At 64.2% G+C, this 25,355-nt stretch carries 23 protein-coding genes; 15 read left to right on the top strand and 8 right to left on the bottom strand.

Translation table 11 applies throughout. The features are described from left to right. The first annotated feature begins 8 nt into the window (after nt 1-8). Genes ATY76_RS15170 through ATY76_RS15145 form a run of 6 tightly spaced genes read left to right on the top strand, consistent with a single transcriptional unit; the run spans nt 9 to nt 9,786 of the window. Nucleotides 9-1,187 carry an FHA domain-containing protein gene (locus tag ATY76_RS15170; protein ID WP_088675564.1) on the top strand — a complete coding sequence of 393 codons (1,179 nt, stop codon included), beginning with the start codon at nt 9-11 and terminating at the stop codon, nt 1,185-1,187. Further along, nucleotides 1,177-2,517 (top strand): type VI secretion system baseplate subunit TssK, encoded by a 1,341-nt coding sequence (tssK, locus tag ATY76_RS15165; RefSeq protein WP_088675563.1) that lies wholly within the window; start codon nt 1,177-1,179, stop codon nt 2,515-2,517. Before ATY76_RS15170 ends, tssK begins: the two co-directional genes overlap by 11 nt. Then, complete coding sequence (gene tssL / locus ATY76_RS15160; protein WP_088675562.1) at nt 2,514-4,040, top strand: type VI secretion system protein TssL, long form; 1,527 nt, start codon at nt 2,514-2,516, stop codon at nt 4,038-4,040. Before tssK ends, tssL begins: the two co-directional genes overlap by 4 nt. Beyond that, nucleotides 4,037-7,510, top strand: a complete 3,474-nt coding sequence (gene tssM / locus ATY76_RS15155) for a type VI secretion system membrane subunit TssM (protein WP_088675561.1) — start codon at nt 4,037-4,039, stop codon at nt 7,508-7,510. Before tssL ends, tssM begins: the two co-directional genes overlap by 4 nt. Nucleotides 7,511-7,520: 10 nt before the next feature. After that, nucleotides 7,521-8,888 (top strand): type VI secretion system-associated protein TagF, encoded by a 1,368-nt coding sequence (tagF, locus tag ATY76_RS15150; RefSeq protein ID WP_088675560.1) that lies wholly within the window; start codon nt 7,521-7,523, stop codon nt 8,886-8,888. Further along, entirely contained in the window at nt 8,878-9,786 is a 909-nt protein-coding gene (locus ATY76_RS15145; RefSeq protein WP_088675559.1) for a serine/threonine-protein kinase, read from the top strand. The genes tagF and ATY76_RS15145 overlap by 11 nt, the downstream gene beginning before the upstream one ends. On the opposite strand, the gene ATY76_RS15140 is transcribed toward ATY76_RS15145, so the two are convergent. After that, entirely contained in the window at nt 9,783-10,922 is a 1,140-nt protein-coding gene (locus ATY76_RS15140; RefSeq protein ID WP_088675558.1) for a polysaccharide biosynthesis/export family protein, read from the bottom strand. The two genes, ATY76_RS15145 and ATY76_RS15140, sit on opposite strands and share 4 nt — an antisense overlap. 204 nt (nt 10,923-11,126) lie before the next feature. Here ATY76_RS15140 and ATY76_RS15135 point away from each other — a divergent pair, with 204 nt between their 5' ends. The 4 genes from ATY76_RS15135 (at nt 11,127) to ATY76_RS15120 (ending at nt 13,195) form a co-directional block, all read left to right on the top strand. Next, a complete protein-coding gene (locus tag ATY76_RS15135; RefSeq protein ID WP_088675557.1) occupies nt 11,127-11,474 on the top strand; it encodes a DUF488 domain-containing protein in 348 nt (115 codons plus the stop codon). Nucleotides 11,475-11,601: 127 nt separating this feature from the next. Continuing rightward, on the top strand, nt 11,602-12,123 hold the full coding sequence (locus ATY76_RS15130) for a DUF4142 domain-containing protein (protein WP_088675556.1): 522 nt from the start codon (nt 11,602-11,604) through the stop codon (nt 12,121-12,123). 7 nt (nt 12,124-12,130) lie between these two features. Continuing rightward, nucleotides 12,131-12,445, top strand: a complete 315-nt coding sequence (locus tag ATY76_RS15125) for a cupredoxin family copper-binding protein (protein ID WP_088675555.1) — start codon at nt 12,131-12,133, stop codon at nt 12,443-12,445. 42 nt (nt 12,446-12,487) lie between these two features. Then, nucleotides 12,488-13,195, top strand: coding sequence for an RNA polymerase sigma factor (locus ATY76_RS15120; RefSeq protein ID WP_088675554.1), 708 nt, complete (start codon nt 12,488-12,490; stop codon nt 13,193-13,195). Here the strand turns inward: ATY76_RS15120 and acnA are convergent. The 5 genes from acnA to ATY76_RS15095 form a co-directional block, all read right to left on the bottom strand. Beyond that, a complete protein-coding gene (gene acnA / locus ATY76_RS15115) occupies nt 13,170-15,776 on the bottom strand; it encodes an aconitate hydratase AcnA (protein WP_245309889.1) in 2,607 nt (868 codons plus the stop codon). The two genes, ATY76_RS15120 and acnA, sit on opposite strands and share 26 nt — an antisense overlap. A gap of 114 nt (nt 15,777-15,890) precedes the next feature. Continuing rightward, a complete protein-coding gene (locus ATY76_RS15110; RefSeq protein WP_088676057.1) occupies nt 15,891-16,775 on the bottom strand; it encodes a GntR family transcriptional regulator in 885 nt (294 codons plus the stop codon). A gap of 97 nt (nt 16,776-16,872) precedes the next feature. After that, nucleotides 16,873-18,372: a tripartite tricarboxylate transporter permease gene (locus ATY76_RS15105; protein ID WP_088675553.1), complete on the bottom strand. Its 1,500-nt coding sequence runs from the start codon at nt 18,370-18,372 to the stop codon at nt 16,873-16,875. 10 nt (nt 18,373-18,382) lie between these two features. After that, nucleotides 18,383-18,856 carry a tripartite tricarboxylate transporter TctB family protein gene (locus tag ATY76_RS15100; protein WP_088675552.1) on the bottom strand — a complete coding sequence of 158 codons (474 nt, stop codon included), beginning with the start codon at nt 18,854-18,856 and terminating at the stop codon, nt 18,383-18,385. 52 nt (nt 18,857-18,908) lie between these two features. After that, a complete protein-coding gene (locus tag ATY76_RS15095) occupies nt 18,909-19,880 on the bottom strand; it encodes a tripartite tricarboxylate transporter substrate-binding protein (RefSeq protein ID WP_088675551.1) in 972 nt (323 codons plus the stop codon). A gap of 157 nt (nt 19,881-20,037) precedes the next feature. On the opposite strand from ATY76_RS15095, the gene ATY76_RS33720 reads away from it, so the two are divergent. Further along, nucleotides 20,038-20,211: a hypothetical protein gene (locus tag ATY76_RS33720; RefSeq protein ID WP_190233662.1), complete on the top strand. Its 174-nt coding sequence runs from the start codon at nt 20,038-20,040 to the stop codon at nt 20,209-20,211. A 46-nt stretch (nt 20,212-20,257) separates the two neighbouring features. Here ATY76_RS33720 and ATY76_RS15090 read toward each other — a convergent pair whose 3' ends face one another. Next, nucleotides 20,258-21,178: an iron-siderophore ABC transporter substrate-binding protein gene (locus tag ATY76_RS15090; protein WP_245309888.1), complete on the bottom strand. Its 921-nt coding sequence runs from the start codon at nt 21,176-21,178 to the stop codon at nt 20,258-20,260. 93 nt (nt 21,179-21,271) lie between these two features. Here ATY76_RS15090 and ATY76_RS15085 point away from each other — a divergent pair, with 93 nt between their 5' ends. From ATY76_RS15085 to ATY76_RS15075, 3 genes are read left to right on the top strand one after another with little or no spacing between them, the layout of a single operon-like run. Then, a complete protein-coding gene (locus tag ATY76_RS15085; RefSeq protein WP_245309887.1) occupies nt 21,272-22,279 on the top strand; it encodes an iron ABC transporter permease in 1,008 nt (335 codons plus the stop codon). Further along, nucleotides 22,276-23,307 carry an iron ABC transporter permease gene (locus tag ATY76_RS15080; RefSeq protein ID WP_088675550.1) on the top strand — a complete coding sequence of 344 codons (1,032 nt, stop codon included), beginning with the start codon at nt 22,276-22,278 and terminating at the stop codon, nt 23,305-23,307. The genes ATY76_RS15085 and ATY76_RS15080 overlap by 4 nt, the downstream gene beginning before the upstream one ends. Then, nucleotides 23,300-24,118, top strand: a complete 819-nt coding sequence (locus tag ATY76_RS15075; RefSeq protein ID WP_088675549.1) for an ABC transporter ATP-binding protein — start codon at nt 23,300-23,302, stop codon at nt 24,116-24,118. The genes ATY76_RS15080 and ATY76_RS15075 overlap by 8 nt, the downstream gene beginning before the upstream one ends. Before the next feature lie 49 nt (nt 24,119-24,167). Here the strand turns inward: ATY76_RS15075 and ATY76_RS15070 are convergent, their stop codons facing one another. Then, nucleotides 24,168-24,374, bottom strand: a complete 207-nt coding sequence (locus ATY76_RS15070; protein WP_088675548.1) for a hypothetical protein — start codon at nt 24,372-24,374, stop codon at nt 24,168-24,170. Between the two features lie 359 nt (nt 24,375-24,733). Here ATY76_RS15070 and ATY76_RS15065 point away from each other — a divergent pair, with 359 nt between their 5' ends. Then, nucleotides 24,734-25,249: a hypothetical protein gene (locus tag ATY76_RS15065; protein ID WP_088675547.1), complete on the top strand. Its 516-nt coding sequence runs from the start codon at nt 24,734-24,736 to the stop codon at nt 25,247-25,249. The last annotated feature ends 106 nt before the right edge of the window (nt 25,250-25,355 follow it).

The following is a 25,355-nucleotide window of genomic DNA, read 5'->3' as shown; positions in this document are numbered from 1 at the left end:
AGGCGAGAATGCGGCTCGAACTGAGAGAGATCACCAGCGATACGACGGCCACCCGGCCGAAATGGTTCTTCGAGCGCGGCCGGCGCACGCTCGGCCGGGCGCCCGACTGCGACTGGCGGCTGCCGGAGGACCGGCGCTCGATTTCGAAACTCCATTGCATCATCGAGCGCGACCGCGACGGCTTCCTGCTGCGCGACCAGAGCGCAAACGGCTCCCGCGTCGACGGCGTCGCCGTGCATGAGGGCGAGATCGCCAGGCTTTCCGACAGGTCGCGGCTGGAAATGGGCGGACTGAGCTTTTCCGTCCACATATCAGGCAGCAGGGACCAGGAAATCGAAGATCCCGATGCCGGGCTCGTGCTCAGCGACGAGCCGCTGACCATTTCCGCGATCCTTGCCGACATCGCGCCGGGCGGGCGTACCGCCAGCGGCATTCTCGGCGAGCGCGCCGCCGATGATTGGGCCCTGCCCGAACAGGGCGGCAAGAAAGGCGCGGCCTCCTCCCGCAATGTCGAGATCGGCTGGAGCGGCCCGCCGGAGACCCGTTCGCTCACCCAGCTTCTGCCGGAGGACTGGAACTCCGACGAGACCGATTACGGCAGCCACCTCGAACATGGCTCGGCTACTCACGTCTCCGTGCCGATCGGGCAGCGCCGGCCTGAGGTGATCGAGATCGTCAACGACAACGAGCCGCAGCCCGAAGCCGAGACGTTTCGAACGCTGTCGATCGGCCGGCCCGAAGCCTTCGCGGAGCGCCTGGAACCGCTGCTCGCCCGGCTCGAAGAGGCCGTCGAGGGTGCCTACGGCGTCTTCGAGATGAATGCGCCCTCCTCCGGCCGGGAGCAGGATCTGTTTGCCGGCAGGGAGGAAGCGCTCCTGGCCCGCATCGAGGCGCTGCTCGGGCAGCAGCTCAAGCTCAATTCCGGGCTCGAGGCCCTTGTCCAGGCGGCGGGCCGGCTGGAACCGCGCATCGTCGAAGCACAGGTCGAGGCCGGCGCCTGGGGCCTGCCCTGGCGGCGGGACCGAAACTATTGGCAGGCCTATCGGGCGGAATTCGAGAAGGACGGCAAGAGCCGGTCGATCCAGGATGTTTTCCGCGACGCGATGTCAGGCGCGGTAAATGGCAGAGAGGCAGGGCCTCGCCCGCAAGGCAGGCAGGAAGGAAAAGACGCGCATCATGAGGAATGAGAACCGGGTGGCCTGGAGCGAAGGCATGTTCCTTCGCGTGCAGCATTTCCAGCAGGCGGACCGCTGGACCGAGCGGCTCGTGCGCACCGCCACGCACGGCCTGTCGCCTTACCCCTGGGGGATAATGGAGATCGGCATCGACCGCGGGGCGCTGGCGATCGGCCAGTTCGCGCTGTCGAACCTGCGCGGCGTGTTGCCCGACGGCACGCCGTTCGACGCTCCCGTCGATGCGGACCTGCCGCCGCCGCTCGATCTCGACGAGAACACCAAGAATGCGGTCGTCTATCTCGCACTTCCCGCCCGCCAGCCCGGCAAGGCGGATGTGGCGCTGAACGGCGGCGCTCAGCGCAACAGCGTCCGCCTCGTGGCCTCGCCCTATGAGGCGCCCGATGCCAATGTCGAGACCGACTTCATGGCGCCGATCGATGTCGGCCGCCTCAGCCTGCGTTATCTCAGGACCGGCGACGAGCTTGCCGGCTACGAACTGATCGGGCTCGCGCGCATCATCGAAGTGCGTTCCGACAGAGCCGTGATCCTCGATCCCGATTATATCCTGCCGAGCCTCAACTGCACGGCCGCGGGCCGGCTGAACGAATTGATCACCGAGCTTCTCGGCATCGTGCGCCATCGCGCCGAGGCGATTGCCGAACGGATCGGCGATCCCACCATCCGCGGGACGGCCGAGGTCGGCGACTACCTGCTCCTGCAGATCCTCAACCGCGCCGATCCGATGCTGAAGCATATTTCCGCCAATGCCACGCGCATCCACCCGATCGTCTTTTACGAGCATTGCATCCAGCTTGCCGGCGAACTCGCCACCTTCACGACGGAGCGCAAGCGGGCGAGCGATTTCGCGCCTTACCGGCATGACGACCTGAAGGCGACCTTCGCGGCCGTCTTCGATGATCTCAGAGCCTCGCTTTCCTCCGTGCTCGAACAGGCGGCGGTCGCGATCGAGCTTGCCGAACGCCGGCATGGTGTCAGGATCGGCACGATCAACGACCGCACCCTGCTTCGCGATGCCGGCTTCGTGCTGGCGGTCCGCGCCGAAATGCCGGCCGAAGAGGTGCGCCGCAAGCTGCCGGCGCAGATCAAGGTCGGGCCGGTCGAGCGCATCGCCGATCTCGTCAATGTGGCGCTGCCGGGCATTCCCGTGCGGCCGCTGCCGGTGCTGCCGCGCCAGCTGCCCTATCGCTCCGGCACCATCTACTTCGAACTCGACACCAAGAATCCGCTCTGGAAACAACTCGATACCTCCGGCGCCATCGCCGTGCATCTCGCCGGCGATTTCCCCGGGCTCGAAATAGAATTGTGGGCCCTTAGAGAATGAAGAACGAACCCGCTTCCACCTGGCAAAGCCTGCCGACCATCGTCGAACTGACCGAGGATGGCGTGAAGAAAAAACAATCCGCCCGCAAGATGGCGGAGATGCTGGACGACGTTCTCGATTTTCCCGAAGGAGAAAAGGGAGCGGGAGCGTCCGCGAGCGGCGGGGTGTCGGTCGAAACGCTCGTGCGGGATTTCCGCTTCGGCGCCGAAGACGTGCCGACCCTGGTGCGCTCGGCCGCACCGCTGCTCAATCTCGCCCATGGCCTGCGCTACACGGAAGAGCAGCCTGATATCGATGAACTCAGAGCGGTGGCGATCGCAGCCGTCGGCCGCTACGAGCGGGATCTCGCGAGCGCGCGCATCAGCCCCGAACGGGCGCGCGCCGCCCATTATGTCGTTTGCGCGACGGTCGACGATGTCGTGCTGAGCAAAGCCTGGGGCGTGCGCGCCGGCTGGGCGCGCTCCGGCCTCGTCTCCACCTTCCATATGGACGTGACCGGCGGCGAACGCGTGTTCGACCTGCTCGATCATTTCCACCAGAGCCCCGGTGCCAACAAGGACCTGCTGCTGCTCATCTATCTCTGCCTGTCGCTCGCCTTCGAGGGCCGCACCCGCGTTTCCGCGCGCGGCGGGCTGGAACTCGCACGCATCCGCGACAGTCTCTATAAGACGCTGCTCGGCCAATACGGCGTCTTCGAACGAGAGCTTTCGCCGCATTGGAAAGGCGTTTCCGCCCGGCACCAGCCGCTGCGCACCGCCGCGGCACTCTGGACGCTTCTTTCCGTCCTGACGCTGATCCTGGCGCTCGGCTATCTCTTCTTCACGCTTTCGCTCAACCGCGCCTCCGACGGCACGTTCGAGCGCCTCGCCAAGCTGCCGCCGCGCGAGACGCCCAGCGTGCTGGTCGAGATGCCGGAGCCGCCGCGCGAACCGCCGCCCGTCGTCGTCGCGCAAACGCCGCCGCCACCGCCTCCGCCGCCGCAGGTGAAGCCGCCTAGCCGGCTCGACAATCTGCTCGCCTTCCTCCAGCCGGAGGTCGAGAAGAAGCTCGTCACGCTCTCGGATTCGAATGGCAGGCTGCTGGTGCGCATCAGCAATTCCGGTCTGTTTGCCACCGGCAGCGCCGAGGTCAGCGAGAAGTTCCACGATCTCCTGCAGCGGATCGGCGGCGCGCTCGCCGCGGAGAAATTCCGCGCCGTCGTCGTGGGCTATACGGACAATGTACCGATCCGCACCGTCCAATTCCCATCCAACTGGCACCTGTCGGAAGCCCGCGCCAAGGCGGTCGGCGAAATCCTGGCCTCGTTCACCGGGCCGGGGGCGATCCTGACCGAGGGACGCGCCGACAGCGATCCGATCGCCGGCAACGACACGCAGGAGGGCCGGGAGATGAACCGCCGCACCGAGATCCTGGTGCTGACCGATCCGAGCGAACGGCTGGGCGACGCCAGCTTCGAGACGCCGCCGATCGAGACCGAAAGACCCAATGAACCGGCTGCCGCCGCAGGAGGCGCGTCGCGATGAATCCGCTAAGCTATTTCTATACGCTGCGCTCCTATGTGGAGGCCTATGCCGGTCTTCTCGGCCGCCGCTTCATCTCGATCATCTGGGTGGCGGCGATCTGCATCGTCATCTGGTTCTACGGCTATCTCGCCGCCTATGGCGACTTCAAGCCGCTCGCCAGCGCTTCGACGCGGCTGACCCTGATCGGCGTCGTCATCGCCGCCTGGCTCGCCTATCTCCTCTTCACGGTCATTCGCGACCGGCGCCGCGACAAGCAGCTGGTCGAGGGAATCGAGCGCGACGCCGAAGCCGAAGCGGCCGCCAGCCAGCAGGCCGAGGTCGGCGAGATCCATAGCCGGCTCAAGGAATCTCTGCAGCTTTTGCGCCGCATCACCAAGAGGCGCTTCGGCTATATCTACGAGCTGCCCTGGTACGTCATCTTCGGCGCGCCGGGCTCAGGCAAGACGACGGCGCTCAGCAATTCCGGCCTCAAATTCCCGCTCGGCGATGCGCTCGGCAGCAATTCGGTCCAGGGCATCGGCGGCACGCGCAACTGCAATTGGTGGTTCACCGACGAGGCGATCCTCATCGATACCGCCGGCCGCTACACCACGCAGGACGATCTGAACGGCACCGCCAAGGCCGGCTGGGAAGGCTTCCTCGGCCTCTTGCGCAAATACCGCCGGTCGCAGCCGATCAACGGCGCGCTGGTGACGCTGTCGATCGGCGATCTCTTGACGCGCGACCCCGAAGCGCAGCGCGAGGAAATCCGGGCGATCCGTCAGCGGCTTTCCGAGCTCGACGAACTCCTGCATGCGCGCGTGCCGGTCTATCTGCTCCTGACCAAGGCCGATCTCCTGACCGGCTTCGTCGAGTTCTTCGACGGTTTCAACAAGAGCGACCGCGAACAGGTCTGGGGCACGACCTTCGGGCTCGACGAAAGCTACAAGGCGGGGAACCTGCCGGAACGCTTCACCGAAGAATTCACCCTGCTGCAGCAGCGCGTCGACGCCATGCTGATCGAGCGCCTGCAGCAGGAGCCCAATCCCGAACTGCGCGGCCGCATCTTCCGCTTCCCCGCCGAGCTCGCCTCGCTGAAGGAGCGCCTGCATGAAGTGACGACGGAGCTTTGCTCGGGCTCGAAACTGGTCGAGGCGCCGCTGCTGCGCGGCATCTATTTCGCCTCCGGCACCCAGAGGGAGGAAGCGGCCGCGACGCCGCGCATGCGGCGCAGCTATTTCCTCTCGCGCCTCTTCAAGGAGGTGATCTTCGGCGAGGCCTCGCTGGTTGCCCGCGACAAGCGGCTTTCGGGCCGGCAGATGCTCTTCCGTCGCGCGGCTTACGCGAGCGCAGTCCTGTTGCTGGCCGTGGTGCTGACGAGCTGGACCGCCACCTACTTCCAGAACACCACGGCGCTCGCCGGCGCGGAAAGACGCATCGACGCCTATGAGCAGCTGGTGCGCGGTGTGCCGGTGCGCGATGTCTCGGATGCGGATTTCCTGCGCATCCTGCCAGCGCTCGACAATCTCGCCGCCGTCACCACCGATTTTTCCAAGGCCCGCGTCTGGCCGGTGAGCCTCGGCCTCGATCAGGAGGGCAAGGTCGCGAGCCGCCAGCGCGAAGCCTATCAGCGGGCACTGAACACGCTGCTTCTGCCGCGCATGCTGGTGCAGCTCCAGAAGGACATGACCGAGACCACCGACATCAACAGGACCTTCGACGCGCTGAAATTCTACGGCATGCTCGGCGGGCTCGGCCCTGTGAATGCGGATTTCGCTTCTTTGGAAGCGGAGGACATGTTCACCAGGCTCTATCCCGACGAAGGCCGGGCCGCGGCCCGCAAGGCGCTAATCGCCCATGCCGAGACCATGGCGAGTGGCGCGCTGCCGCCGATCGAACTCGACAAAGCGCTGATCGCCAAAGCGCGCGAGATCATCCGCTCGCAGAACATCGCCAGCCGCGCCTACGATATCCTGGCCGGATACCGCGCTTCCCGCGCCCTTCCCGCCTGGAGCCCGGCCGGCGCGCTCGGACCGCTCGGCGAACAGGCTTTCGAGCGGACCTCCAAAACACCGCTCGCGGACGGTATTCCCGGCCTCTTCTCCGCGACCGGCTACCGCACCGTCGTCCTGCCCGGGATTACCGACGCCGCGCGCGAAGCGCTCGACGAGCAATGGGTGCGCGGCGATCCCAATCCCGCCGGCGTCACGGTCGATACCGTCGCCCAGGCCACCCTTCAGCTCTATTTCGACAATTTCGATCAGCGCTGGTCGACGCTGCTTGCCGATATCAGGGTGAGGCCTTCGCAGACGATCAGCGATGCGGCGGAGACCACCCGCATCCTGGCGGGCAAGCCCGGCCCGGTCGAGACGATCGCGAAATCGATCGTCGCCGCCACCGACCTGCGCGGCCCCGGCGCCGAGATCGCCTCGGCCGCCGGTGACAGCCTGCCCGGTTCGACCACGGCGCTGGCCGGCGCCGCCAATGCGCCCGATCCCTTCGGCCGTCTTCGCGACGCGCTGAAGGCGCCGGCCGGCCAGTCGTCGGCTGCGGACCAGAAGGAGGCGCCGCGATCTGAGATCGGGCAGCTCGAACCGATCCTGCAGAGGGTGCAGGAACAGCTTTCGCGCGCCACCACCTCATCCGCGGAAGTCGCGAAGGTCTTCGACGTCGACAGCCAGCTCACCGACGCCAATCAGGATCTGCTCCAGCAGGCACGCAAGCTGCCCGCGCCGGTCGACACCTGGATGGCCGGGCTCGCCGCCGATGTCGGATCGCTGGCGGTCAAATCCGCCCGTTCGCGTATCAGCGAGGCCTGGGCCGCGGAGGGCGCCGGCTTCTGCTCGAATGTCGTCACCGGCCGTTATCCTTTCGACCGGAGCTCTCGGCGCGACGTGGCAATGAGCGACTTCGTCAGGCTTTTCGGGCCGGAAGGCCTGTTCAAGAGCTTTTTCAAGGAGAAGCTCGAAGCCTTCGTCGATACCAGCGCTTCGCCATGGGGCTGGAAGGGCACCTTCGGCGCGGCGAGCATTCCGAGCGCGGCGATCGCCCAGTTCGAGAATGCCGACAAGATCAACCGCGCCTTCTTCCCGGCCGGCAGCAAAGACCCGTCGATCACCATCAACGTCAAGCCGGTGTCCCTGACCGATGCCGCCAGCGCCGTGATGCTGGAGATCGAGGGCGAACGGGTGGTCTATTTCCATGGCCCGATCCAGTCGAAATCGATCACCTGGCCGTCAACGGAAGCGAGCAACGCTTCACGGATCGCCTTCCAGCCGGGCGGCTGGCAGCAGGCCTTGACCGAGAACGGCGACTGGTCGCCCTTCCGGCTCTTCGACGATGCGAATGTCACGATCCAGGGCGACGATCTTTTCCGGGCGAAATTCGAGCAGGATGGCCGGGCGGCGGAGTTCGACGTGCAGTTCGGTTCGGTGCTCAATCCATTCCGGCTGGAGGCGCTCGGCGCCTTCTCCTGCCCGGCACAGTTCTGATCGGGACGTCATGAACGAGCGCGCCACCCTCGAGCGAAATCCTGCCGAAGCCGACAGGATCGGCTTTTACGGTAAGCTGCCGAGCCACGGCGATTTCGTTTCGATGGGGCTCGGCCGCAGCCTGCAATCTGCGCTCGACGCCTGGCTGCAGGCGGGGATGCAAGCGGCGCAGCAGGAACTCGGCGAGGATTGGGAACGCCGCTTCCGCGCGATGCCGGCCTGGCGCTTTATCATCGAACGCGGCCTCTGGGGATCGGCAACCGTCGCCGGGGTGCTGCTGCCCAGCCTCGACCGCGTCGGCCGCAGTTTTCCGCTCGTCATCGCCGCCCAGCTTCACGGCTTTGCCGAACATCCGCGCCAGCTCTATCTCGACGACACATGGTTCACCGCGGTCGAGGCGATCGGCGAAAGTTCGGCCAAGCGCGATTTCGACATCAATCATTTCACCGCGAGCCTGAAGCGGCTACGCAGCTTGCGCCCGGCCGACCTCGCGGAGAACGAGACGCTGCGGGACAGAGCTTCCAGCCGCGGCACGATCTGGTGGCGGATCGACCCGGAGGAGCGGCGGGCCAAGGGGTTTGGCGTCAGCGGCGCCCCCGAACCCGCGCATTTTTCGAAGCTGCTGCACGACTATTCTCCACCCGTTTCGCCGCCGCCCGAAACAGCCGCGACGCCCCGCCCCGTCATCGCCGAACAGCAGCATTCTCTGCTGCTCCGGCATAGTCACGCCACGCATCCCGGCACCCGGCTTACGGTCAATGCCGATGCACTGCTGATTTCCGAAACGCCCTCGCTCTTTGCCGTCGCCGATGGCGTTGGCGAGGGCAACAACGCGGCCGAGGCCGGCAAGATCGCCGTTCATGTACTGGCTGAAACCGTCGGGCAGCAGATGATCGAAGCTCTGGTGCAGGAGATCAAAGGCAAGCTCGGCCGCGCCCACGGTCTGCTTCAGTCGGCCTATCTTTCCCAGGACCGCGAGCCGTCGGTTGCGAGCATCGTCGTGCTCGCCACGCTTGACGAGAACTGCGCCCTCATCTGGGGGGGTGACGCCCGCTGCTATCTGCTGCGGGACGGCATGATGCGCTGCCTCACCCGCGATCATGTGGAGATCGGCCTGCGGCGCAGGCTCTCGCGCGCCATCGGCATGCGCGGACATCTAACGCCCGAAGTCGTGAGCGGCGGATTGCAGGCCGGCGACCGGCTCCTGCTCTGCAGCGCGGCCCTTCCGCACGCCGTTCCCGAGCGCAACATCGCCGAAATCCTGCTTTCGGCAGACATCGAAAAGGCCGCCGATATTCTCGTGCAGGAAGGGCTGATCGCCAATTGCCGCGAGAACCTCAGCGCCATCGTGATCGACGTGAAGACCGATGGCGGATGATCATCCCGTGGATTTCGAGGAAATCGCCCGGCGCTTTTCGCATCTCTGGCAGGCGCTGAACAGCCATGCCCATTCGCCTGATATCAGGAAGATGCTGACAGACAGGGTCCGGGACGCGCTCGACCGGGGCGAGGCTCGCCTCGACGAGGCCGATCCCGCGATCATCGCCAACAGCTTCGTCTTGGAGGCGCTGGTTCATGACGGCGCGGCGACCCAGGTCTATCGGGCGCGCCATCGCGATCTCGGAACGCTTCACGCCATCAAGATGCCGCGCCCCGACCATGCCGACGACCCCGTGCTCAGGAAACTCATCCTGCGCGCGGCCGAGATCGGCACGGCGCTCCGCCATCCCCATATCGCGGGAACGCAGATCGTCCTGCGCCTTGCCGACGGACGCCCTGCGCTCATCACGGAATGGCTCGGAAACCGACTTGCGGATCTTTTGCAGGAAAGGCCGCTAAACCCGCGCGAAATCACTGATGTGATGACTTCGGTGCTTTCCGGCCTGGAGGCCATCCACGCCGCCGGCCTCGTACATTGCGACCTGTCGCCGCTCAACCTTCTGTTCGATGGCAACCTCTCGCATCTGAAGATCGCCGATTTCGGTATCGCGCTGAAAGCCGGATGCCGGCACGAAGAGTTCGATCTTGCCTTTGCCGGTCAGCCGGATTTCGCCTCCCCGGAACAGACGGCCGGCGAGACGCTCGACGGGCGGTGCGATCTCTACGCGGCCGGGCGTTTGCTGGCCCTGCTGCTCAGCCATTGCACGGAACGCGACGAGGGGTTGGAGGCTTTGGCCATCCGTCTTTCCCAGCCGAACCCGCAAGACAGGCCAGAAAATGCAGAGGCCGCCTTGCATCTGCTCGGCAGCCCCTGGAAATCTGCTGTTGTTTTTTAGTTGCCGCTCGAGCCGGGGATCGGCGCTGCGGCCGTCGGCACGCTCTTCTGGTAGACGTTGAAGAACTTCGCGAAGTCCACCAGGCCGGCATTGCTGGCATAGATGATATCGCCGTCCATCATCTGGAACCGCTGCATCAGCGCCAGATTGGAAACGTCCTTCATGTTGACGCGGTAGATCGCCGGCTTGCTGCTGACCACGACCGGCGCTGCCGTCTTGGCATTCGCCGCCGCGACCTGGGTATAGACCGGCTGGTTGCGCAGTACGTAGAAATTGCTCGCATCGGCCCGGTCGTCGAGCAGGCCGCCGGCGCGGCCGAGTGCCTGGGCCAGCGTCAGCCTGCCCGGCTCGAATTCGAACTCGCCGACGCTCTTGAAGGCGCCGAAGGCGGTGAAGGTCGGCGAATCCTTGTCGACGTAGATCTGGTCATCCGGCAGCAGGTAGACATTCTGCTTGCTGTCGTCGATGACGCGCTGCAGCGGCACGGTGGCGCGCTGCTTGCCGCGCATCAGCGTGACGGTCGCCGAGCCCGGCGCGGAAGACGCGCCGCCGGCAAGCGCGACCGCATCGAGCACGCGCTCCTTGCGCGCGGTCAGCGGGAAACGCCCGGCGGAGCGCACGTCGCCATTGACGGTGACGCCGCTGGAGGGCCTGTCGACCACCGTGACGACGGCCTGCGGATTGACGGCGGAGCCCTTCAGGCCGGCAACAATGCGCGTCTGCAGGGCCTCGGTCGAGGAGTCCACGACCCGCTGCTTGCCGACGAAGGGAAGCGTCACATTGCCTGTCGAATCGACGGTGAAGCGGCCGAGATTGAGGGTCTTGCTCTCGGTCGAAGAGAAAAGCCCGTCCTCGCCGGGATCGAGGATCGTCACCTCGATGACGTCGCCGCGCCTGAGCCGCGTATCGGCAAATCCGCTCGAGCGCATGGCGCTGAGGCCCGGATCGGTAGAGGCATAGGCGAGCGGCGTGGCGGAAACCGGCCCCATCGGCGCCTCCGAAAGCCGTACAACCGGAATTCGTTCATTGGTTTGCGGCGACGTGGCGTTGTAAAAACCACCAGCAGTTGGGCCATCCGATGGCCGGGCGCAGGCACTGAGAACCGCGACAAGGACGAACGGCGCCAACTTTCGCATCACGTATCCTTTTGGCAATGTTGAGAGAATCGGAAAATATCAGCGGTGAATGACCGAGCAATACCAGTTGCACGCGAAAAATCAATTGTGACAGTTCAGAGGCGCACCGCTGTGGCTAATTGGCAACCATTGTCTGCGGCGGAACCAAATCCTCAGCCGACCTGTTCGTCGGGAACGAGCTTTCCGAACATGACGGATGATCGAATGGCCTTGCACATCAAACGGATCTACGAGCCGAAGGACGACAAGGACGGCACGCGCATCCTTGTCGACAGGCTTTGGCCGCGCGGGCTGAGCAAGGAGGATGCGCCGGTCGATATCTGGCTGAAGGATATCGCCCCGAGCCCGGCGCTGCGCCGATGGTTCGGCCATGATCCCGCCAAATGGACCGAGTTCCAGCGCCGCTACCGCGACGAACTCGAAGAGAATTCGTCGGCCGTGGAAGACCTTAAACGCCATATCGGGAAATCGACGGCAACGCTTCTCTATGCGGCGAAAGACGCGGACCACAACCACGCGATCGTGCTTAGGCATTTCATCGGCAAGCGCTGACGAACCATTTTGCCGGGGCCAAAAAAAAATCGGGAACCTTTTGATCCGATCTGCATCCAATGCTCGCTTCCAAGCGCACCACCGCTGCCGGAAGAGGTTCCGTCCTATGACATAAGGGAGACAGATCATGTTGAAACGAATTCTCGGCACAGCCCTGCTCGCGGCATCGCTCGGCACGGCATCGATTGCCGCCGATGCCAAGCCGACCGACCCTCAGATCGCCCATATCGCCTATACGGCCGGCCAGATCGACATCACCGCCGCGGAGCAGGCGTTGAAGAAAAGCAAGAATGCCGACGTTATCGAATTCGCCAAGACCATGGAACGCGACCACAAGGCCGTCAACGACCAGGCGCTCGCCCTCGTCAAGACGCTGAAGGTTACGCCGGAGGACAATGCCATCAGCCAGTCGCTGTCGAGCCAGGCGAGCAAGGAACTGACGAGGCTCGACGCGCTCGACGGCGCGGCATTCGACAAGGCCTATGTCGAAAACGAGGTCGCCTATCATAAGTCGGTCAACGATGCGCTTGCCAAGGTGCTGATCCCTTCGGCTCAAAACAAGGAGCTGAAGTCGCTTCTGGAAACGGGCCTGACCCTGTTCAAACAGCACCAGATGCATGCCGAACATCTTGCTTCGGCGATGAAGTAGGCCGGGGATGGGCTCGCCGATGAAATCGCTGCTGCTGCTCTCCGCCCTGCTTTGGGCGGGCGCTGCCCCGGCGGCGGACTATCAGGTCACCATATCAGGCATGAAATTCGGCCCGCCGCCCGCCGGACTCAAAGTCGGCGATGTGATCGTCTGGCGAAACGATGATATATTCCGGCACACGGCAACGGCCCGCGACAAAAGCTTCGATATCGACCTGCCGCCGAAATCGGAGGGCCGCATGACGGTCAGCCGAGCGGGAGCGGTCGATTTCTATTGCCGCTTTCATCCCGCCATGACGGGCAAACTGGAGGTCCGGCCTTAGGCCGGACTCCGAAGGAACGACAAAGCAGCAGGCGTAGTTTCCATGACAGCCATTCCGGTTCCGGCCCCGCAACACCGGCCTGACATATCGACGCTTTCCGATGTCGATCTCGTCTCGCTTGCGAAGACGGGTGATGAGTCCGCCATCCGCGCCTTGGTCCAGCGTCACAATCGGCGCCTGTTCCGCACCGCCCGCGCCGTCATCCGCAACGATGCGGAGGCGGAGGATGTTGTGCAGGCAGCCTACGTCAAAGCTTTCATCAATCTGGCTGCGTTCCGCGGCGAGGCCGAGCTTTCGACATGGCTAACCCGGATTGCGCTCAACGAGGCGCTCGGCCGGGTGCGGGCGCGGAAAAACACCACCGCGCTCGAGGAAATCGACATGCAGACGACGTCGCCGGGCGGCCAGCTATTGCAGTTTCCATCCTCCCTGCCGGCGGCCGATCCGGAAACCGAGCTGTCGCGAAGCCAGGCGCGGCATCTCCTGGAAAACGCGGTCGACGAACTGCCGGATGATTTTCGCGCTGTCTTCGTGCTGCGGGATGTCGAGGGCATGAGCACCGACGAGGCCGCATCCTATCTCGGCATAAGGCCCGAAACCGCCAAGACCCGGCTGCACCGGGCGCGCCGGATGATGCGCCAGTCGATCGAAAAACGTCTCTCGGGCGCTTTCTCGGCGCTGTTTCCCTTCGATGGCGCCCGCTGCGCTTTCATGGCCGACCGCGTCATCGCCGCTCTTCGGCAGTCGTGATGATATCCCGCAATATCAGCGGCAGAATCCCCCCGGCTTTGAGCGTTTCGACCTCGGCCATCGTCTCGATGGCGGCCGCCGCCGCAAACGAGATCCGATCGCCGCCGGCCCGCCGGATGGTCACGCGGACGGGAGAGCGTGGCGCGACGAGGTGGCCTTCCGCCGCGATCTCGATGACATCGCCGGCCGTGAGCTTCAGTGAAGCCGGCTCGTATCCAGACGGTAGCCGCAGCGGCAATATTCCCATGCCGATGAGATTGGAGCGATGGATCCGCTCGAAGCTTTGCGCCAGCACGGCGCGCACGCCGAGCAGCGACGCGCCTTTCGCCGCCCAGTCGCGCGACGAGCCCATGCCGTATCTTTCACCGGCGACGATCACCACTGGCTGCCGCTCGGCCGCATATCGCTCCGCCGCCTTCCACAGGGGCAGGATTTCTTGCGACGGCCAATGGATCGTGGAGCCGGCAGGGATCTCATCCCCCAACATGTTGCGGACCGTCCGGTTGGTGAAGAGACCGCGGACCATGGCCTCCCAATTGCCGCGCCGGGAGGCATAGACATTCAGATCCGTCGGGCTGTCGCCCATGCCGATCAGATATCGGCCCGTCTCGCTGGCGGCGGGAATGGCGCCGGCCGGCGAAATATGGTCGGTGGTGATGTCGTCGCCAAGCACGAGCAGGGGCCGCGCCGCATAGGTTCCGAGCAGGCTTCCCTTGCCGGCACCGGCGAAGGGGGGCCTGCGAATATAGGTCGAAGCCTCGTCCCAGGGAAAGATCGTGGTTTCAGGGGCTTCGAGCTCCCGCCAGATCCGGCTGGCTTCCGCCTCGTCATAGGCCGGCGTGAAGTCGTCAGGGTCCGACGCTGAAAGGAGGGCGTCGTCGATCTCGAAACTCTCAGGCCAGAGCATCGACAGTGTCACCGGCTCGCCGGCCCCGGAATGACCGATGACATCCGTCATAATGTCGAGCTCGACCGTGCCGGCGAGCGCGAAAGCGATCACCATCGGCGGCGAGGCCAGAAAGCCCGCCTCGAGCTGCGGATGGACCCGACCCGGAAAATTCCGGTTTCCCGAGAGAACCGCGACCGGCAGGATGCCACGCTCGGCCATCGCGGTGGAGATCGGCTCCGTCAACGGTCCCGAATTGCCGATGCATGTCGTGCAGCCATAGCCGACGATCCCGAAACCGACCGCTTCCAGATCGTCAAGCAGCCCCGAGCGCCGGAGATAGCGCTCGGCGGTCGGCGAGCCCGGCGCAAGCGAGGTCTTGACCCAATGCGGCGGGCGCAGCCCGTAGGCCCTCGCCTTGCGGGCAAGCAGGCCGGCAGCGACGACCAGCCTCGGATCGGATGTGTTGGTGCAGCTGGTGATCGCGGCGATGGCGACCGCGCCGTCGTTCGGCCCGCCGGCGGCGAGCGCGGAGGCCTTTTTCATCGGGGCGATCGCCGCCCTAGTCGCGCTCGCGGCCAGCCTGTCCTGCGGCCGCGCCGGGCCTGCGAGGCTGGGCTCGACGAGCGACAGGTCGATCTCGACGATGCTCGTGTAGCGCGGCGCAGCGTCCGGATCGAACCAGAGGCCGGCACGGCGACAGTAGGTCTCGACCAGGCGGATCTGCGCCTCTGTCCGGCCGGTGGCGCCGAGATAGGCGAGCGTATTGCCGTCGATGGGGAAATAGCCGCTATTGCCGCCGAATTCCGGCGTCATATTCGCGACAACAGCCCGGTCGCCCGCCGTCAGCGCCGACACGCCCGGCCCGAAGAATTCGACGTATTTGTCCTGAAGATCGATCTTGCGAAGAATGTGGGTGACGACGAGCGCAAGATCGGTCGCCAGCACGCCGTCCTTCAACGCGCCCGACAGCCGCACACCGACCACATCGGGTACGCGAAGCGCGACCGGCATGCCGAAGAAGACGCTTTCGGCCTCCAATCCGCCCACGCCCCAGGCCAGCACCCCGATGCCGTTGATCATCGGCGTGTGGCTGTCGGTGCCGATCAGCGTATCGGGCGCAATCCAGGTCCTGCCGCCTCGGGAGATGACGCTCACCACGGTCGCCAGCCTTTCGAGGTTCAGCGTGTGCATGATGCCGGTGCCGGGCGGATGGACGTGGAAGTCCGAGAGGGTATTCGTCGCCCATTTCATGAAGCGGTAGCGCTCGGCGTTGCGCTCGAATTCGCGCGCCATGTTGCGGGAGAGCGAACCGGCGCCGCCGAAGAAATCGACCGCCACCGAATGATCGGTGGAGACGTCGACGCGCACGACCGGATTGAGCCGCGCCGGATCGGCGCCGGCTTCGGCCAAGGCCGAACGCATACCGGCAATATCGACGAGGGCCGGACCGCAGGTGGTGTCGTGCATCAGAACGCGGTTGGGCAGGAACGGGATTTCCAGATCGCTGGTGCCGGTATCGAGCCACCCCAGGATCGCGGCTTGCGCCCTCCCGGCATCTTGCCCCGCCGTGCGAAGCACGTTTTCCAGCAGGATGCGGTGGATGTAGGGAAGCCGTTCGAGTTCGTCGCCGGCCGCCTTGGGCAGGTCGATGAAATCATATTCCCTCTCATCGATCGTCATTTTGGAGATCATCGTCACTTCCCGCATCCTATCCGCATTTGTTTACATTATATGATTATAAAATGCAATTTGACATTGCCATCACCTCATCGCGTTCCGTAGTCGAATTGCTGAGAACCTCGTGAACTAGACCTTGGGCGCCTTGATGCGCCCGGCGCCCATGATGTGGGTGTAGAGAAATGCCGCCGCTTCGCTGCGCCGGTCGCTTTCGAGCAGATCGAGGATATGCAGATGTTCCGTCGTCTGCCGCGGCAAGCGGCTTCTGTCGATGGTGATGTGATATTCGACCAGCCGCCGCAGCCTGTTGATGCGCTTCAAAGAATCCAGGAAGAACTCGTTCTTCGAGCAGGCGACGAGCATTTCATGGAAATCGTTGTTGGCTTTGAATATCTCGGCGCGCGACCAGGTTTCGTATCCGCCGTCGCGCAACGCCGTCTGCGTCTGCCGCGCCTTGCGGAAGCCCTCCTCGTCGGGCTCGAATGTCGGCAGCAGCATCGCCTGCTGTTCGATCACCGCACGGAAGACATAACCTTCCTCGTAGCTCTGCCTGGACGTGAGCGTCTGACGGAACGACCATCCGTTGCCGGGAAGGCGCTCTATCCATCCTTCGTCGGCAATGCGATGAAGGACTTTCAGGAGCTTCGTGCGCGGCAGATCGTAGATCCGCATGAGTTCGTTTTCGCTGACGCGCTCGGGCAGGACGCCGGAGAGCCGATCCTCGGCGATTTTGAAATAGACCGCTTCGTCGCCATCCGGCTGCTCATCGCCCTCCGCCTTCACCACCTCGATCTCGTTGCCATCCATGCCGAGGAAATATCCGCGATTGGGCTCGGCCCGGACGATGCCGCGCTCCTCCAGCTTGCGCAGCGCGCTCATGATCGGCGCGCGGGAGACGCGGAACGTGTCGGCGAGCATCTGCAACGGCAGATGTTCGCCCTTGCGCATCCCGTTGCTCTTCACGAATTCGATAATGCTCGTGCTGATCTGCGGTGAGAGGCTATTCCTTGCCATGTAAGTCCGGAGCCACTTCTTCTCTTCGACAACAGGAACGAGGCGTCCCGGCTGCCCGACATCATCCACAGCATGTCGCGCAACCGGCGCCACGACGTCAATCCTCATCCTGCCGGAAGCGCGACAAGCCACGGAAGATGAAAGGCGCGATCAGGGCAATCGTCGCAATGGCGATCATGATCGCCGAGCTCGGATGCTGGAGCAATATCATCGGATCGCCGAGGCTCATCTGCAGCGAACGGCGCAACGCATTGTCGGCCAGCGGCCCGAGGATCAGCCCGACGACCGCCGGCGCGATGGGATAATCGTACCGCCGCATCAGAAAACCGACGATGCCGAAGCCCGTCAGCAGCAGCAATTCGACGACCGAGGGATTGGCGGCGATCGTTCCCATCGAGGCGAAGACCAGAATGCCGGCATAGAGCCACGGCAGGGGGATCGCCAGAAGCCGCACCCACATGCCGACCAGGGGAAGGTTGAGCACGAGCAGCATGACGTTGGCGATGAACAGGCTTGCCACCAGGCCCCAGACCAGATCGGCATGCTGGGTGAACAGCAGCGGGCCGGGCTGGATATTGTACTGCTGGAAGCCGGCGAGCATCACCGCTGCTGTCGCCGAGGTCGGCAGCCCGAGCGTCAGCAGCGGCACGAGCGTGCCGGCGGCCGAGGCATTGTTGGCGGCCTCCGGCCCGGCGACGCCTTCAATCGCGCCCTGGCCGAATTCTTCCGGTTTCCGGCTCAGCTGCCGCTCGATATTATAGCTGAGGAAGGTCGGAATTTCCGCGCCGCCCGCCGGCAGCGCGCCGATCGGAAAACCAATGAAAGTTCCCCGCAGCCAGGGTTTCCAGGAGCGTTTCCAGTCCTCCCTCGTCATCCAGATCGAACCCTTCACGGGAATGGGCTTCTCCGGCTTGTGGAGATGGCGCGAGGCGACGAAAAACGCCTCGCCGATCGCAAACAGGCCGACGGCGAGCGTCGTCACTTCCACGCCGTCGAGCAGTTCGGGAACGCCGAAGGTCAGCCGGGCCTGGCCGGTAAGCTGATCTATTCCCATCAGGCCGAGCCAGAGGCCGAAGGCAAGGCTCGTCAGGCCCCGCATCGGCGAGGAACCGAATGTGGCCGAGACCGTCACGAAGGCGATCAGCATCAGACCGAAATAGTCCCATGGGCCGAACTTCACGGCGATCTTGACCAGCAGCGGCGCCAGAAAGGCGAGCCCGAGCGTGGCGATCAGCGCCGCGACGAAGGAGCCTATGGCGGCGGTCGCCAGCGCCGGGCCGCCCCGGCCCGAGCGGGCCATCTTGTTGCCTTCGAGCGCGGTCACCACGGAAGCGCTTTCACCCGGCGTATTCAGCAGGATCGCCGTGGTCGAGCCGCCATACATGCCGCCGTAATAAATGCCGGCGAACATGATGATCGAGCCGCCGGGATCAAGCTTGAAGGTGACGGGCAGGAGCAGCGCCACGGTGAGCGCCGGGCCGATGCCGGGCAGGACGCCGACGGCCGTGCCGATCATCACGCCGATCGCGGCATAGATCAGGTTTGCAGGCTGTATTGCGAGCGCGAAGCCGTCGATGAGAAAGGAAATTGAATCCATCGGGCGTCCCTCAGAAAAGCCGCTCGAGCGGGCCTTGCGGCAAGGCGAGCGTCAGAAGCTTGTTGAACAGCAGGAAGACGACGAGCCCGATTCCGGCCCCGAGACAGAGATCCGCCAGAAAGGCCCTGCGGCCGAAGGCACGGGCGGTCAGGGCAAAAAGCAAGGTCGAACCGACGATGAAACCTGCCCCGAGCCAAATGGAGCCGATCAGGCCGCAGAGTGCCAGGCCGACCCAGGCGACAGCCTTCCAGTCGGCGGTCTCGACCTCGACATCAGAGGGCTTGAAGGCTGACAACAGATGCCCGATGCCGAGAACGGCGAAGAGGAGAGCGACGAAGTACGACGCAGCGCTGGCGCTCATCCCGTAGGCCGCGCGGGCCGTCATATGGCTGGCGTCCCAATAGGTGATGGCCGCGATCGCAAACAGGACGACGGCGATCACCACCGGAGGACGGGTCGGAGAGTGGATTGTCTTGGGGGTCATGGTTTCCTCGCCGCGAAAGGGAGGAGCAACACCCCTCCCCGTCGCCGTCACGTCAGTCGGCAAGCCCGATCGAGGTCAGGATCGTCCTGACGCGATCGGTCTCGGAGGCGATGAAGCTCTTGAACTCGTCGGAGGGAGCGTAATAGTCGGACCAGCCGCGCGCCTTCAGGATCGCCTTCCACTGCTCCGACTTGACCGTCTTGTCGACGGCCGCCTTCAGCGCGTCGAGATCGGCGCCCTCAACGCCCGGGCCGGCGAAGATGCCGCGCCAGTTCACCAGCTCGATGTCGAGGCCCTGCGCCTTGAGCGGCTTGGCTTCGACGCCTTCGATCGGCTCCGGATAGGAAATGGCGAGCGCTCTGAGATCGCCCGATTTGATCTGGCCTTCCCATTCGCCATAGCCCGACACCCCGGCCGTCGCCTGGCCGCCCAGCATGGCGGCAAGGGATTCGCCGCCGCCGGAATAAGCGACATAATTGATCTTGGCCGGATCCGCGCCGGCCGCCTTGGTGACGAGCGCCGCCAGGATGTGGTCGGCGCCGCCCGCCGATCCGCCAACCCAGATGGTCTTGGCGACATCGGCCTTGATGGCGGCCAGCAGATCGTCGATCGACTTGATCGGCGAATCCTTCGGGACGACGATCACGAGCGGATCGCCGGTCAGGCGCGCAAGCGGCGTCACCTGCGTCAGATCGACCGGCGACTTGTTGGAAATGCTGGCACCGACGAGGGTGATGCCGGCGACGAGAAGCTGGTTGGGCGAACCCTTAGCCGTTCCAATGAACTGGGCAAGGCCAACCGTGCCTCCGGCGCCGGGAACATTGACCACCTGCACGCTCTTGGCATTGCCGCTCGCCATCATGGCTTCCTGCAGCGAGCGGGAGGCGGAATCCCAGCCGCCGCCTGCGCCGGCAGGCGCCGTGATGGTCAGTTCAAGATCCTGGGCAGTTGCGGAGATGCTTCCGACGCTCAGCGCGGTGCCGATCATCGCAGCCATCAAACCGTATTTCATGAAATTGCGCATCGCGATTTTCCTCCTCGCATCGCGGGGCTCACCTCTGAGCCGGACGGAAGGAATTTGCATTATATAATTATAAAAGTAAATACTGGAAATTCGACGACAGCACGAAGACCTGCCCTTCGGCAAGTGAATCCGCTGGGAAACAGCGATGGACGGGCGCATGCCGCCACCCAAACTGCGCTACACCATCATTCGTTTCATGAAGTGCTGGATCGAAGGCCGAAGCCCGAACGGACCAAGACCCGACGCCTTCTCAGGCGAGCGCCAGGTGGCGATTGCCGCCATCATTCGGCGATATTTTCGGCAATGGCTGCAGCACCACAGGCCTCGCTAGCCTGCGGTGCTTGAGCGGGATGACGTGAGGTTCCTGGCTTGGCGCCTTAACGCGAGGCAGGCAGCCCGTAGAGCTTCTCGATATCGTCGAGCATCAGATTTGCCGCGAGGATGCCGCCGGCCGTGTTCCAGACGGCATCGCTGACGGCGTCGACCTTGCCCGCCTTGACGACGGCGAGGTTCTTCCACAACGGATCGGAAGTCCAGTCGGCGGCGGCGGCGGCCGTCTTGCCGTCGCCCGTGTCGTAGACGAGGTAGAAGAGCCGGTCGCCGTCGAATTCCGGCGTGCGCTCCTTCGTCACTTCGTCAGCGAATTCCATCCGGTCCTGGTTTGCCGGCCGCGCAAAGCCGATCTGGCTCAGTATGTTGCCGGCAAAAGTATCCTTCAGCAGGATCCGGGTGCGCCCGGGCATGAAGCGCACCAGCGAAATCTTCTCGGCCTTCTTGTCCCCGAGCGCCTTGCTGATCGCCGCGACGCGATCGTCATAGGCCTTGAAGGCCGCATCCGCCTCCGCCAGCTTGCCGACGGCGGTGGCATAGAGCTTCATATTGCCCTTCCAATCGCTCCTGATCCGCTCGGAAAGCACGGTGGGCGCGATGGCCGACAGCTGGGAATAGATCTTCTCCTGCCGGAACTTGGTGCCGAGGATGAGATCGGGCTCGAGCGAGGCGATCAGTTCCAGATTGACGGCCGATTCGTCGCCGACCACCGTCACACCGTCCATCTGCTTTGCGATGTGATCGTACCAGGGCTTGCCCAGCCAGGAACGCACGGCGCCGACCGGCTTGATGCCGACCGCAAGCAGCGCTTCCGTTCCCTCGTTGGTCAGGACGACGATCCTCTTCGGCGCATCCGGCACCTCTGTCACGCCCATGGCATGGGTCACTTCGCGCGCGCTGGCCGCATTGACCACGATGAGGGAGAGGAAGGCCGTGAAGACCGCAAGCAGAATGGATTTCGTACGCACAGACGCCTCGAACTTGACAATCGGATGATTTTCCGACCAATCGGTCGGGCCATAAGATGAGATACATTGTCCACTTAAAGTCAAGCTGAAACCGTGCGCCCGATTGCCGTCTCCACCTCTTCCCGACCCGGGATATCGCTGACGATCCTGCTGTGGGCGGTGCTGATGGCCGCCGTCGTCGCCAGCGTGGCGCTCGGATACCGGCAATATTCGCCGGCCGCGATGTGGAACGCGATTTTCTCCTTTGATGGATCGGAAAGCGCCGTCGTCATCACCACGCTGCGCATTCCCCGCGCCCTTCTCGCGCCGCTCGTCGGCGCCGCGCTCGGTGTCGCGGGCGTCCTGACCCAGACGCTGGCGCGCAATCGCATCGCTTCTCCCGATACGCTCGGCATCAATGGCGGCGCGGCGCTCGCGGTCGTCGCGTCGAGCGTCTGGTTCGGCGTCGGCTCGATCGCCGGAATGTCGCTGGCGGCCATATCAGGCGCGCTCGCCACCAGCCTGCTCGTCTTCGGCGTCGCCGCCAGTTCCGGAGGCTTCTCGCCGATCCGCATCGTGCTGGTCGGCGTCACCGTCGGAGGCCTCGGCTATTCGATCGTCCAGATTATCCTGACCACCAACGAAGCCCAGCTGAAGGAGCTGCTGTTCTGGCTGACGGGCTCGTTTGCAGACCGCCCCATCGCTTTTGCCCTTGGCGGCGCGCCCGTGGTGCTGGCCGGGCTCGCAGTCGCCTGGATGCTGGCGCAGCCGCTCGATGCGCTGCAGGCCGACGATACGACGGCGGCAAACCTCGGCGTGCCGCTTGCCGTCGTGCGCTGGGCCGGCTTCCTGACCATCTCGCTCCTGACGGGCGCCGGCGTCTGCATGGCAGGCCCGGTCGGCTTCGTCGGCTTCGTCGTGCCGCATCTTGCCCGACGCTTCGTCGGCCTCAGCCATCGCCGCCTCATCGTCGCCTCGGCGCTGATCGGCGCGATCTACGCGACGGCGGCCGATATCCTCGCGCGCTTCATCATCTACCCGGCCGAGGCGCCGGTCGGCGCGATCACTTCGACCGTCGGCGGCATCGTCCTGCTGGTCCTGCTGAAGCGGAGAGCGGCATGATTTCCCCTGCCCGCCCGCTCGCAGCCTCCAGAGCGCCGCTGACGCTCGCCGCGATCATCCTTCTCTTCGCGGTCCTCGCCTTGACGGGGATCGCGTTCGGCTCGACCTGGATCCCGCTCGCGCAGGTATGGGACGTGCTTCTCGGCGCCGACATCCGCGGCAAGACCGTCATCATCCTGCAATTCCGCCTGCCCCGCGTGGTGATCGCGGCTCTCGCCGGAGGCGGCTTTGCGATCGCCGGCTATCTTCTTCAGCGCGTCACCCGCAACGAACTCGCCTCGCCCGGCATATTGGGCGTCGTCGATGGCGCCGCACTCGCGGTCGTCTGCTTCCTCGCCGCGCTCTCCAACGAGTCCAACGCCCTCGTCACCTCGGTCGCCTATCAGCCGGTCGCCGCCGTCGCCGGGTCGATTGCAGCGATCTTCGTCGTCTTCTCCTTCGCGGGCCGGCAGGCGGCGTCGGCGATCCGCCTGCTTCTCTTCGGCACCGCCGTCGCCGCGGTTTTGAAATCGCTGACCGTGATCGCCATGCTCGTCGGCCCGGTCTATCAGGCGGGACAGGCGGCGCGCTGGATCGCCGGCGCGGTCAACGAGATCAACTGGAATGAAATCCGCATCACCGCGATCGGCATGCTGCCGCTCGTGCTTCTCGTGCTGATCGTCGCGCGCAGGCTGCCGCCGGCAGATCTCGACGAGACCTCGGCCAGAAGCGTCGGCCTCAACCTGCCGAGCTTCCGCATCCAGATCTTCATCCTTGCCGCCGCCATCACCGCGCTTTCCGCCGCCTTCGTCGGCGGCGTCGGCTTCATCGGCCTGATGGCGCCGCATCTCGCGCGCCGGCTGATCGGGCGGACCGTCCATTTCGGCCTGATCGGCAGCTTCTTCATCGGCGCATCGATGCTGGTCGGCGCGGACCTTCTCGTCCGGGTGCTCTTTTCGCCGACCGAAGTGCCCGCCGGAACGGTCCCGGCCGTCATCGGCGCTCCCTACTTCCTCTATCTCCTGATGAGAAACCAGCGCCATGACTAGTACGACCGCCATCGACAGCGTGATTTCGATCGAGGAGCTCAGCCTCGATTACGGCAAGCTCAACGTCCTCCACTCCCTGTCGCTCGCCATTCCCCGAGGCAAGATCACCGTGCTCGCAGGCGCGAACGGCTGCGGCAAGTCCACCTTGCTGCGCGCAATCCGCCGGCTTCACAAGCCGAGCAAGGGGCATATCCTCCTCGAGGAGCTCAATCTGCACAGTCTCGGTGAAAAGGCGCTTGCCAGGAAGATCGGGCTGCTGACGCAGAGCCCGTCAGCGCCCGAAGACATGACGGTGCAGGAGCTCGTGCGCCTCGGCCGCTATCCGCATCAGACGCTGCTGCAGCCCTGGAGCGCCGGCGATGCGGAGGCGATCGAGCAGGCGATGGCCGGCACAGGCGTCGGGCATCTGCGCGAGCGCAGGCTGGGCTCCCTCTCGGGCGGGCAGTTGCAGCGTGCATGGATTGCGATGGTGCTGGCGCAGGAAACCGACATCATCTGCCTGGACGAGCCGGTCAACCATCTCGATCTCGCCCACCAGCTCGAATGCCTCGAACTGGTCTACCGTCTCAAGCAGCAATTCGGCAGAACTGTCGTGCTCGTCCTGCACGACCTCAATCTCGCGGCGCGCTACGGCGACATGCTGGTCTTCCTCAGGGGCGGCGAGATCGTCGCCACCGGCGCGCCGGCCGATCTCGTCACCGAAGAGAGGGTGGCAGACGTCTTCGGCGTACAGGCGAAAATCATCACCGATCCCGTTCACGGCCGGCCGCTTTGCATCCCGCTCCGCCTTGCGGAAAAATCGCCTCAGTGAAGTCAGTCGGCGGGACCGGTGAAGATCCCGCCGACGATCGTCTGCTCTATCAACCTTCGACGATCAATTGGCTCAACTCACCGTTCAGCCTGTCGAGTTCGTCCAGAACCTTGCGGATCCGGGCGCGCGCCTGAAGCATCTGATCAATATCGGTATCCGTGACGGCGGACGGCCCGCCCACGGCCTGCGGCTCGCAAGCGTCTACCGGGATGTTGGAAAGCTGATGGGGAAAGGGAATGATTTCGGCAATGTGCATTTCATTATTTCGTATTCTGGAGGACAGGAAACGCTCATGTCTCCAGGTCCGATTGCGCATGGGCTGCGGCGTGCTTCATCGCCGGACAACCGGAACAGTTCGCCATTCATTTCAATGAGTTGCTCTGTGTTCGTATGACAGTAAACGCCGGATCAGCCTTAACAAAATCCTACTTTAGGGCGCCGCGCAGCTCACTTTGCGGCTTTGCTGCGCCAAGTGGACAGAGCTGCGACAATCGGATAGCGCAATCGAAGGCTGCAGGCCGGCGGTTGGAGTTAGACTAATCGCGGGATCAACGCTTTTGGTCACGCACTACCACCACATGGTCGTTTTGCTTTTTCACATTTGAGGGGCCGCACATGGATGTGCAAGCGGAAGTCGACCTTCCAACTCAGAGACAAAACAGGGCTTGGGCATTGGCGACGTTGCTTTGTGTTCTGGCATCGCCAATCTTCCTCGTTCTGAAAACACTCGCTTTTATGATTGGCCTGAATGCGTTCCTGTTTTTATTCGGAGCGTTCCTTGTCGTCGCTGTCGCGGGATTTCTTCTTGGCCCGGTGTCGGTGGTTTGGAGTGGGTATATAGCGTTGACCGATGTCGTTTTTGGGCTTTCGGAAGACCACAAATACTTCTTGTGTTGTTCGTCGAAAAACCGAGCTGAAGCAGAATTTAGTTCGTTCGTGCCAGTTTTGATGTTTCCGGCAGGAATGACGAGTTGCCTACTTCTAGCTCGGCTTGTGTTTTGGAAGTCCCTCACGCTCCGACAGATGATATTGGTTGTCGGCGTCTCAACTGTTATCGCGCAAAGTCTGTTGTGGTACTACGAATGGCAAGAGGTGGTCGTGAAATGTTCTGCCGTTCAGTGTAATTTCTGAAATGATTTGCGAATTGATTGAGGTAGACCAGGCCTGCGGCGCGGTGGCTTACCGTGGAGCTTCAGGCGAGGCTTGCCGGCGCGGCTGGGACCATCAACGCGGATAG

Source organism: Rhizobium sp. R339 (genome assembly GCF_002211395.1).
Taxonomy (GTDB): Bacteria; Pseudomonadota; Alphaproteobacteria; order Rhizobiales; family Rhizobiaceae; genus Rhizobium.
This window is presented reverse-complemented; position numbering and strand designations above follow the sequence as displayed.